The 11,267-nt window shown below is 34.0% G+C and carries 11 protein-coding genes and 1 pseudogene; 7 read left to right on the forward strand and 5 right to left on the reverse strand.

What is annotated here, in order from left to right; translation table 11 throughout:
- Positions 1 to 4: 4 nt before the first annotated feature.
- The 5 genes and pseudogenes from citE to GA0061080_RS03780 all read right to left on the reverse strand — a co-directional run.
- A complete protein-coding gene (gene citE / locus GA0061080_RS03760; protein WP_091121291.1) occupies positions 5 to 892 on the reverse strand; it encodes a citrate (pro-3S)-lyase subunit beta in 888 nt (295 codons plus the stop codon).
- Positions 889 to 1,179, reverse strand: coding sequence for a citrate lyase acyl carrier protein (gene citD / locus GA0061080_RS03765; RefSeq protein ID WP_065636786.1), 291 nt, complete (start codon positions 1,177 to 1,179; stop codon positions 889 to 891). The genes citE and citD overlap by 4 nt, the downstream gene beginning before the upstream one ends.
- 21 nt (positions 1,180 to 1,200) lie before the next feature.
- Positions 1,201 to 2,235, reverse strand: a complete 1,035-nt coding sequence (citC, locus tag GA0061080_RS03770; protein WP_091121294.1) for a [citrate (pro-3S)-lyase] ligase — start codon at positions 2,233 to 2,235, stop codon at positions 1,201 to 1,203.
- A 10-nt stretch (positions 2,236 to 2,245) separates the two neighbouring features.
- On the reverse strand, positions 2,246 to 3,085 hold the full coding sequence (locus tag GA0061080_RS03775; protein WP_091121297.1) for a fumarylacetoacetate hydrolase family protein: 840 nt from the start codon (positions 3,083 to 3,085) through the stop codon (positions 2,246 to 2,248).
- An 87-nt stretch (positions 3,086 to 3,172) separates the two neighbouring features.
- Positions 3,173 to 4,459 (reverse strand): annotated as a pseudogene (locus GA0061080_RS03780) (2-hydroxycarboxylate transporter family protein); the annotation flags it as partial.
- A gap of 276 nt (positions 4,460 to 4,735) precedes the next feature.
- Here GA0061080_RS03780 and GA0061080_RS03785 point away from each other — a divergent pair.
- From GA0061080_RS03785 to GA0061080_RS03815, 7 genes are all read left to right on the forward strand, one after another.
- Complete coding sequence (locus GA0061080_RS03785; protein ID WP_091121304.1) at positions 4,736 to 6,325, forward strand: ATP-binding protein; 1,590 nt, start codon at positions 4,736 to 4,738, stop codon at positions 6,323 to 6,325.
- 15 nt (positions 6,326 to 6,340) lie between these two features.
- The gene (locus GA0061080_RS03790; protein WP_091121307.1) at positions 6,341 to 7,042 is read left to right on the forward strand and encodes a response regulator; all 702 of its coding nucleotides are present in this window, start codon (positions 6,341 to 6,343) and stop codon (positions 7,040 to 7,042) included.
- A gap of 164 nt (positions 7,043 to 7,206) precedes the next feature.
- The gene (locus GA0061080_RS03795) at positions 7,207 to 8,178 is read left to right on the forward strand and encodes a glutathione S-transferase family protein (RefSeq protein WP_091121311.1); all 972 of its coding nucleotides are present in this window, start codon (positions 7,207 to 7,209) and stop codon (positions 8,176 to 8,178) included.
- A 22-nt stretch (positions 8,179 to 8,200) separates the two neighbouring features.
- Positions 8,201 to 8,941 (forward strand): amino acid ABC transporter permease, encoded by a 741-nt coding sequence (locus GA0061080_RS03800; RefSeq protein WP_091121314.1) that lies wholly within the window; start codon positions 8,201 to 8,203, stop codon positions 8,939 to 8,941.
- Complete coding sequence (locus GA0061080_RS03805; protein WP_091121317.1) at positions 8,938 to 9,690, forward strand: amino acid ABC transporter ATP-binding protein; 753 nt, start codon at positions 8,938 to 8,940, stop codon at positions 9,688 to 9,690. Before GA0061080_RS03800 ends, GA0061080_RS03805 begins: the two co-directional genes overlap by 4 nt.
- 14 nt (positions 9,691 to 9,704) lie before the next feature.
- On the forward strand, positions 9,705 to 10,130 hold the full coding sequence (locus tag GA0061080_RS03810; protein ID WP_091121321.1) for a GNAT family N-acetyltransferase: 426 nt from the start codon (positions 9,705 to 9,707) through the stop codon (positions 10,128 to 10,130).
- A gap of 69 nt (positions 10,131 to 10,199) precedes the next feature.
- Positions 10,200 to 11,021 (forward strand): transporter substrate-binding domain-containing protein, encoded by an 822-nt coding sequence (locus GA0061080_RS03815; RefSeq protein WP_091121325.1) that lies wholly within the window; start codon positions 10,200 to 10,202, stop codon positions 11,019 to 11,021.
- Positions 11,022 to 11,267: the final 246 nt, after the last annotated feature.

An 11,267-nucleotide genomic window follows, 5' to 3' on the forward strand; every position in this document is an offset into this window, starting at 1 on the left:
CCTATCAAATTTCTTTACGTACACCGGAATATTTTGCTAACTCAATCACCTTTCTGGCACGAGCGATAATCGGAGCATCAATCATTTTGCCATTTAGAGAAATTACACCAAGACCTTTTCTTTCACCTTCTTCAGCAGCTTCAACTACTTTTTGGGCATTTTCAACTTCAGCAGCAGTTGGCGCATAAGCATTATGTAACAGTTCAATTTGTCTTGGATTGATAAGTGATTTACCGTTATATCCGAGTTTTTTAATTAGGCTGACTTCTTTTAAAAAGCCTTCATCATCATTAACATTTGAATACACCACATCAAAGGCATCAATGCCAGCTACACGCGCAGCATGTAAAACGGCACAACGAGCATAAAATAACTCAGTACCATCGCCACGTTCAGTTTGCATATCAACAAGATAGTCAAATGCCGCCAGTGCAATACCAATTAAACGAGGTGAAGATTGAGCGATCGAAACCGCATTAACCACACCTTGAGCAGATTCAATTGCAGCCATTAATTTAGTGCTGCCTACTTCGCGTCCACACTCTTTTTCAATTCGTTCTACATGCGCTTCTAGCTCATGGATATCTTCAGCGCTGTTGGTCATTGGTAAACGCACAACATCAACACCAGCTCTTACTACTGCTTCAAGGTCTTTTAAACCAAATGGAGTATCAAGCGCATTGATTCGTACTACTGTTTCAATTCCATGTTCTTTATAAACAGGAAGAAGTAAAGTTTGTGCAACTAATAAACGAGCTGAATCTTTTTCTTTGATTGAAACCGCATCTTCAAGGTCAAACATAATTGAATCGGGTTTATAAACAAAAGAGGTTGATAACATTGCTGCATTTGCGCCAGGAAGAAATAGCATACTTCGACGTAATTTTTTCATAGTAGTTTACTCCAATCTAAGTTTTCTTCTTCTGCGCCACGTAATACAGCACATTGAATTCTTGCTTTAATAGCGCAATCAAGTGCGCCTTTGTCATCAATAATAATTAGGCCATCGGTTACATTTAAGTCTTGTAATGTTTGCTCAACCACAGCGCGAATTTGATCGCCAAATTGCTTATTAACATCACTATTAATAACAATTTCAATCCCGGTATTAGGTATAACTTTGACTAACAAATCACTTGATTCGAGAGTCCCTGCCATGGCTTCTTTTTGTATTTTCATTTTGTTACCTTTTAAAATGTATTAAATTTTAAATTGATCCAAATTAGCTGAAAGGTAATTCCACGTTGTTGGTGGAACTAGTTTTTTTACCTGCTCATATTGCTTAGATGCTAATAATTTCCTCACTAATGAGGCCGATACAATAGTATCGTCTTCGGTTATTCGTGGAACTTCAACCACATTTATCACTGATTGAGCAGTGACTTTTTTATCTTCAAGCCAATAGCGCATTGCTTCATTATAAGCTTTAGTCACTTCATCATAAGGTTCAGTCCCAACAAATCGATAGGTAATGTTAAGCGCTGGCGCAATATAATTTCGGAATATAAGAAGATCAATCCCCATATAAGCTTGATCTATTTTTGTCTTATCTTTTAAAAAATAAGTAGGAAACGTAGCTCTTGAAATGATATAAGGCGAGCTTGCATGCACTGTAACATTTTTTATTTGTCTTGTGCCATCTTTAACTAACTTTAAGCGCGTATCAAATGAAAATAACGAAGCATTTTCATTGACGACAAAAACATGCAACCAATCGCATTGACTTGCAGCATATTGAATAAGATATTGATGGCCTTTAGTGAAAGGATTAGCATTCATAACAATGCTACCGATTTTACTCCCTTCTTTTTGTTGCAGACTTAGTTGTTTACAATATTGTCTTATTCCAACTGGATTGTTTTCCATTAGGACAACAAGATCTGTTATTTCAACAATAGGATAGAACCCACATCCCTTAAAAAAATCTATATTTTCGGGTTTTGTATATAGAAAAAGATGAAAATAGCCGTTTTCATTGGCATATTTTATTGCATGATCCATCAATGTCAGATTTAGCTGATTACCGCGATAATTAGGATCGATAGCAACACATTTAATAATATTGCGATCAATACCTGCACAAGCAATAATTTGTTCACTAACTTTCGCTACCATAAAAATAGTAACTTGTGAATCAAGATCAAGTTCAGAGCGAGATAACAACTGTTTAATTTCTTGATAATCTTGTTCTGCTTTAGAAATATCAACAACGGTATAATCAACTAAATCGTACATAAATTCACCTCTATTCAGCTACTACATAATTAGTTAGTCGACCAATTCCTGTAATTTCGACTTCAATTTTATCGCCATCTTTCATAAATACTGGAGGATTACGTTTTTTACCAACTCCACCAGGTGATCCAGTAAGAATAACATCACCCGGTGATAAATGGGTAAATGTACTAATATAAGAAATTAATTCAGGAACAGTATGCACAAGATTGTTGACTGAATCATGTTGCATTTCTTGACCATTTAAATAAGTAGTTAAAGATAATACTTTTGGATCAGAGATTTCATCGCTTGTTGTAATGCATGGACCGAAAGCACCAGTGCTAGGCCAGTTTTTACCTGCAGTAAACCAAGTGTATTGCCAGTCACGAATTGAACCATCCATATAACAGCTATAACCTGCTATATGAGACAATGCATCTTCTTGGCTAATACGAAAACCTGCTTTACCAATAATAATAGCTAATTCACCTTCATAATCGAACTCATTAGTAATAGCTGGTTTAATAATGTTGGTTTTATGACCTGTTTGAGAATCAGGGAAACGAACAAAAAGCGTTGGTGCGGAGCTAGTTTCATTAAATTCAGCGCGTTTTTCAGCGTAATTCATACCAACACACAAGATTTTATTTGGATTTGGAATAACGGGTAAATAAGTAATGTCTTGTTCATCAATGTCACTTCGGGCATTAAGGTAGGTTTTGGCAATAGATAGTCCTTCTTTATCGGCAAGTAGTGATTTTAAATCGGCATATTTATCACCTAATTTTTGCTTTAAATCAACAATACCGTTGTGAGTAAGAAGACCAAAACTTGCTCTACCAGAGACAAGATAACTGACAAGCTTCATGAAAACTCCTTAAAAGCTATTTTGTTAATATTAAATAAAAATAAACAACCTTAGTATAAACCAAGGTTGTTATTTAATATGTAAAATCTATACTAAGAAATTGCCGAGAATAAGTAATGATACAGATACATTGATTGCACCACCAATACGAGTTGCAATTTGTGCAAACGGCATAAGTTCCATACGTTCTGCTGCAGTTAAGATTGCCACGTCACCAGTTCCGCCTTGACCACTTTGACAACAAGAAATAACAGCAGCATCAACAGGATACATACCAAGTTTTTTAGCAACAAAGAAACCAGTAGTAACCAAACTAACAACTGTACAAACAATAACAATTAGGTTTGTGATTGTGAATGCATCTACAATTTTTTCCCAAGGCGTGATTGCAACACCCACCGCAAATAAAATTGGGTAAGTAACAGAAGTTTGGAAAAATTTATAAACAACTTGTGAACCACTTAATACTTTAGGTGAAACACCTGATACTAATTTAACAAAAACTGCTGCAAATAGCATTCCTACTGGCGCTGGAATACCAGTCTCTTTGTGACCAATCATACCAACCATATAAAGAATAGCTGCTAATAATACACCTGAAGCGAATGTAGTTACATCAATAATCGATTCAGTTTTAGCTGCTTTTTTATCAGCAACTTCATCATCTGCTGGTAATAGTCGACCGTTACCAGTTAAGTGCGGATAAGCTTTACCAATACGATTTAAAATACCACCACAAATAATACCAGTTAAACCACCTAACATTACGATTGGTAAAACACGACCAAGCGCATCACCTTGTTCCATACCTAAGATTGAAGCGTACCCGATTGAAAGTGGAATTGCACCTTCACCAACACCACCAGCCATAATAGGTAATACTAAGAAGAAAAATGTTTCAAATGGTGTTAAACCAAGTAAATAACCAACGCCAACACCAACAAGCATACCAACTATTTCGCCACATACCATTGGGCCGAAGATTTTTAAGAATCCTTGGATAAGTGTTTTCTTATTCATATTCATAATACTACCCACGATGATACAACAGATATATAAATAAAGAATATGTGTATCTTTATAGAATTTTTTTGTTGCAACAACGACAGGTTCAGGAAGAATACCATAATAAACTAATGCAGAAGGAATAAAGGTCGCACAAATTGCTGCAGCACCCATTTTTCCAACGATAGGTAAACGTTTACCTACCTCACCACATAGAAAACCAAAAAAAGCACAAGTAACTACCATTACAACGATTTCGCTAGGTAATTCTCCTGTTACTAACACTTCAGCAAAAATAAAAATACCTGCGATAATAAATAATGGAAGTGGGATGACACCAATTTTATAATTATCCATTAGTCGCCACCAATTATATGGCCAACCTGTTAAATTTTCTGTAACAGTATTACCCGTTGATTCTTTTCCATTAATGTTTTTCTCAAATGAGTTAAAATTCACCATTAATTTTTTCTCCAAAATAAGTTGATTTATTCGAAATTATTGGCGGGTATATTTACAAAAAATTAATGATTTTTTTGTGATATAAATCATAAATTAACTGTGGTTTTTATGGTTTTAAAGGATATATGTTTTTTATGCTGTGATAGACTTATTTGAACTTAATTTGAAAAGCAAAATACAAAAATGCGAAGGAAAATCCACTTATCATTTACCACAAAACTTTTTTTATCGCTTTTGCTCTTTTCGTTGACTGTTCTTGCGCTATTACAAAGCTACATTTGGAATACAACAGAAAGTAATTTATACAGAAGCCTAGGCGAAAAGGCTCAAATTCAAGCAAAAGAGTTATCTGTTTTACCAAATTTAATTCAGTATGTCGAAGACAAAGACATTAATAAAATAGCCATTTTAATTAAAGAAATATTTGAACAAAGTGATGCTAGCTATATTGTTATTGGTGATGAGAATGCAAATCGCCTATTTCATACATCTGGTAGATCTTTATTTTCGCCCATGATTGGCAATGATAATCAGGAGGTTCTTAATGGCAATAGTAGTATCACCATTAGCGAAGGATCTTTAGGGTTAGCACTAAGGGGTAAAGCACCAATTATTGAACATGATAAAGTTGTAGGAATTGTTTCAGTTGGTTATCTGATTGATGATATTTATGCATTGCGTATAAAGCAATTTATACCGTTTATCGTTTTTTGTTCTTTATTGTTTTTAGCATTATTTATTTTTTCATACTTTTTTTCAAAAGCGATTAAAAATCAGATGCTTAATCTAGAGCCTAAAGCAATTGCACTACTTGCAAAAAGCCAAAAGTCGATCATGGAATCGATTTTTGAAGGTGTTATTGCAATCGATCTTAATTATAAAATAATCAATATTAATCAATCTGCTCGCACAATGTTAGATATTAAGATAAATGATGACCAGTTACATAAACATGATTTAAGCGAATTTATCACCTCAAGTGACTTTATCTATAAAAAAGAAAATCAAACTGAAGACATACACGATCATATATGCTATTTCAATAACATGATTGTTATTGCCAGCCGAGTTCGAGTGGTTATTGATGATAAAATTCAAGGCTGGGTAATTACTTTTCGTAATTTTGATGATATTAATGTATTAAGCATGCAATTAACGCAAGTAACTAAATATGTTGATAATTTACGCACATTAAGGCATGAACATCTTAACTGGTTAGCAACGTTATCTGGTTTAATATATATGAAACGGTATGACGAAGCGCAATCATTTATTGCATTGCATTCTGCCGATAACCAAACTAATTTAGACTTTATCACCAAACATTTTAATATGCCAGCTATATGTGGTTTATTAATTGGCAAATATTCAAAAGCACACGAAATTGGCTTAAATCTAGTATTTGATCCAGCATGCCAATTAAATGTATTACCTTCACTTATCACCGAAACAGAATTTATGTCAATTTTAGGTAATTTACTTGATAATGCTTTCAACGCTAGCTTAAAAAATGAACATGGTGATAAAACAATTTACTTATATCTTAGTGATGCAACAAACGAAATAGTCCTTGAAATTAGCGACCAAGGTTGTGGGATCGATCAAGGTATTCGTAGCTCTATCTTTGAACCTGGAGTTACCTCTCAAGAAGGTAAAGAGCACGGTATTGGCTTACATCTTGTTTCAACCTACATAAAAAAAGCCAATGGTTATATTACATTTGAAGATAATACTCCGTATGGAACAATTTTTTCTGTATTTATTCCCAAATAATAGGAAGGTAATTGTATGAACGAATTTCAAGAAAACACCATTAAAGTGCTTATAGTCGAAGACGAACCAATTTTAGCCGAATTAAATGCAGAGTTTATTCAAAAAGATACCAAAGTTAAAGTCATTGGAATAGCTTCAACACTAGAAGAAGCTAAAATAATGGTAGAAAAACTAAAACCGACCTTAATATTACTCGATAATTATTTACCTGACGGCAAAGGAATAGAATTATTTGAATACATCATAAATAATCATCTAGATTGCTATGTTATTTTTATTACAGCCGCAAGTGATATGGATACTTGTAGTAAAGCGATTCGTTATGGTGCGTTTGATTATTTGATTAAACCCGTCTCTTATCAACGATTAAAACATTCACTTGAGCGTTTTGAACTCTTTCTATATCGACAAAGTTTACAAAAACATGTCAATCAACGAAAAATAGACGAACTTTTCAATTTGCAAACTAAAGATTTTGTTGATATGAATCGCCACTCAAAAGGAATTGAAGAAATCACGCTACAAAAAGTCAAAGACTTATTTATGCAAACCGATAAAGCACTCACTGTTGACGAAATAGTCGAAAAAGCCAATATTAGCAAAACGACCGCTAGGCGATATTTAGAATATTGTGTACAAATCAAATTATTAACAGTCGAACTTAATCATGGAAAAATTGGACGACCAGAAAGGCTATATAAACGTTTAGGAAAGTAATATATTGGCTAAGGTCTTTTTTATATAGTGATTTATTTTCTATATAATTGATAATTATATAAATATGCTTATTAGTTATTTTATCTGCAAAATGTTTGATGCTAGATTGAACTAAATTATCAGATAGTTAAATTTTGCAGTACCAAATAATAAGGGGTAAGCATATGTCTTTAGTTATAGGAAAGATCGTTACTACTGAAAATAATGAGATTGACAAAAATGGAGCATTTGTTCGCCAGACAAATCGTTTTATTACACCATTTGGCGATGAACCTGGACAACTACCGGTTGAAGCAGGCCGTTATCGCTTAATTTGGGCGGCTATTTGCCCTTGGGCGCATCGCTCAATGATTGCTATTAAATTATTGGGATTAGAAGATGTAATTAGTGTTGGAAAAGTAAGTCCGATTAGAACCCCCTATGGTTGGGAATTTTCGCTTGATGCGGGCGGTGTTGATCCTGTACTAGGTATTCGTTATCTACCTGAAATCTACGCTTTAACTGATCGTGAGTATGACGGCAGGGCGACAGTGCCAACGGTTGTCGATGTAAAAACAGGCAAAGTCGTTAATAATGATTATTTTAAACTGACCTATTATTGGGAAACCGCATTTAAACCTTTCCATAAAAAGGGTGCACCTGACCTTTATCCAGAAAAATTACGAGCGGATATTGATGAACTAAATCATGTGATATTCCATGAAGTAAATAATGGTGTGTATAAAGCAGGTTTTGCACGTTCGCAAAAAGCTTATGAAGATGCATACAACCTTGTTTTTAATCAATTGGATAAGTTAGAACAGCGTTTGAGTCAGTCACGTTACTTATTTGGTGATAAGATAACTGATTCTGATATTCGCCTCTATGTGACATTAGTTCGATTTGATGTTGCCTACTATTGTGCTTTTAAAACCAATCGTAATCGAATTATCGACTACCCTAACTTGTGGGCTTATGCTCGAGACCTTTATCAAATCCCTGCTTTTGGTGAAACTACTGATTTTGAAGCAATAAAGAAAGGCTATTTTTTGGGTGATAATGCGCATAATCCTTATGATATTTTACCTTTAGGCCCAGATGTGAGTAATTGGCATACACCACATAACCGAGATAAACAGTTTAGTTCAAGTCACTAATTTAATTAATGGGATAATTATAATGCCAAATATATTAGATATTGGATTAATCTTTACTCAAATCCCAATGTTACTTGCTTATTTGCCTGTAACACTTTTTATTACTTTTTTCTCAATGTTACTTGGGGTAATACTCGGCCTGATTATTGCTATCATCAAAATGAATAAAATACCGATATTATCACAAATAGCAGCGGTATTTGTCTCTTTTATAAGAGGAACGCCATTATTAGTACAGCTCTATTTAAGCTTTTATGGTATTCCTATCTTATTGCGTTATATCAATTATTTTTATGATACTCACTATAATATTAATGGTATATCCCCAATGTTTTTTGTGTTAATTGCCTTTTCGTTAAACGAGGCAGCTTATAATTCAGAAACAATCCGCGCAGCATTACAGTCTGTGAATAAAGGTCAGATTGAAGCTGCGCAATCATTGGGCATGACCTATAGCCAATTGTTACGAAGGATTGTGATCCCTGAAGCCTTTATTGTGGCATTACCTAATTTAGCGAATGCGCTGATTGGTTTACTAAAAGGCACATCATTAGCATTTGTTTGTTCGGTGACTGAAATGACTGGTAGAGGGAAAACTTTAGCAGGGCATAGTTACCGCTATTTTGAAGTTTATATCTCATTGGCTTTAATTTATTGGGCATTAACCATCATTATTGAGCTAATCATAAAACATTTAGAAAAGCGTTTAACCATTTCTGAAAGTGTTGACACTCCAAGTTATCGCCGAGGAAAATTATTATGATTAATGTTCAAAATTTAACATTATCTTTTCATCATAATCTTATATTGAATCAACTTAACTTTCACATTCGCCCCCATGAAATTGTTGCGATTATTGGAGCATCGGGAGCGGGTAAATCGACACTTTTACGTTGTCTAAATTTATTAGAAAAACCACAGCAAGGAAAGATCCGTATTGATAATTTTGAATTTGATGTCAGCTGTAGAAAACGGCATAAAGTAGTAGCGTTTCGCCAGCAAACAGCAATGGTGTTTCAACAATTCAATTTATTTCAACAAAAAAATGCTTTAGAAAATGTCATGGAAGGACTAATGATTGTAAAAAAATACTCAAAGGATAAGGCAAAACAGATAGCATATGAAAAACTAGTTCAGGTCGGTCTTGCTGAGCGAATTTATCATTATCCAAAACAGTTATCAGGAGGACAACAGCAACGGGTCGCAATTGCTAGAGCATTAGCTATGGAGCCGAAAGTTTTGTTGCTTGATGAACCAACCTCGGCACTTGATCCTGAGCTAGTGGGAGAAGTGTTAGCAACAATAAAAATAGCAGCTAAGTTAGGTATCACTATGATTTTAGTTTCTCATGAAATGAGTTTTGTTCATGACATTGCAACTCGGGTGCTATTTTTAGATAAAGGAAAAATCATTGAAGATGATTCACCGCAGCAAGTGTTTTCAAATCCAACTCAGCAAAGAACTAAAGATTTTTTAGCCAGATATTATTCGGCAGTTGATTATGAAATTTAATAAATGGAGTATGAATGAATATTATTATTCAACAAAATTGTGATGGTATTAATTGGCAAGACGTCGCAGATTTACTTGCTTTTTATGGACTTAGTTCATTGGATGCTAAAATGCAAGAACTAGTGTTTCGTAATAGCTATGCCGTTGTATTTTTACTGGACCAAGAACGCATTGTTGGTGTTGGGCGTGCATTATCTGATGGTGTTTGTCAGGCGGCTATATATAACATTGCATTGGCAAAACATCTACATGGGCAACAGTATGGAAGGCTGATAGTTGATAAGCTTGTTGAGCAGGTAACACAGTGCAATATTATTCTTTACACCCACCCACAAACCGTCGAGTTTTATAAAAATTTAGGCTTTGAAGTAATGAAAACGGGCATGGTTCGTTATCAATCCGATCATCTAACTGAAATGAGAAACATGGGTTTTATTTAAAATGTAGATAAAAACAGTTCAATCAATCCGTTGGCAAGATTAAGTCAAATTTAAGGAGAAAATAGTGTTATGAATTACAAAAAGTGGTTAAATATTTTATTAGTAGGAACTTTATTTTTAACTGGCTGTGATAATCAAAATAAAGATACGCAAGCAAAAGGTAAAGAAAAAATTATTATTGCAACATCTGGGGCCCCAAGTCCTTTCACCACGGTAGATAAGAAAGGTGAGCTAATGGGGTATGATATTGATGTGGTAAAAGCAATATTTGCAAATCTACCTCAATATGAGATTAGCTTTGAAATTACTGAATTTCCATCAGTTTTAGCGGGGCTCGATTCGCAGCGTTATCAGGTAGGGGCTAATAATTTTGCCATGAATGAAAAACGGAAAGAAAAGTATTTCTATTCTGATCCTATTTTTAAAAATCAATATGCTATTGCAGTTGCAACAAAAAATAACAATATTAAACAGTTTACCGATCTTAATGGCAAATCAACCGAAGTGACGCCGGGACTGAATTATGCTACCGCATTAGAGTTATATAATGAACAACATCCAAATAATCCTGTTAAAATTGTTTATAGTGAAGCTGATTTATTGCCTGTACTTCAGCATGTTGAAACTGGACAATATGATTTTCAATTAATCGATAAAGTGATGCTATCGCAATTGATTACTGAATATAATCTTAATCTAAAAATAATAGAATTAAACCAAGATGATACTGATCGTATTGGTTCGCCATACAGTTATTTATTGATCAGTAAAGATGCTAAAGGTGAACAGTTAATTAAAGATATTAACCAAGGGATACAACAAATTATCAATAATGGCAAGTTGTCGAAAATTAGTGAACATTATTTTGGTACAGATTATTCACCTAAATAATCAATTTTCTACTCTTTTAAATTGATAATCAATTTTTTTATGCTAATGGCAGATAAACATCGGTTATCATGCCTTGTGATCGAATATTAGGAATTACATTTACATAATGGAAAATTAGCGGAAAGTAACCATTTACTTCCTATCTTGTGTAGACGTATTGTGAATAAGTAAATAATAGCTTGATTATTTTTTCTTGAGCAGGCGTCCTTAGCATTAGCTCAGTGTAGTGGTAGTATGGTCTTATTG

The sequence above is a fragment of the Gilliamella intestini genome, assembly GCF_900094935.1.
GTDB lineage: Bacteria > Pseudomonadota > Gammaproteobacteria > Enterobacterales > Orbaceae > Gilliamella > Gilliamella intestini.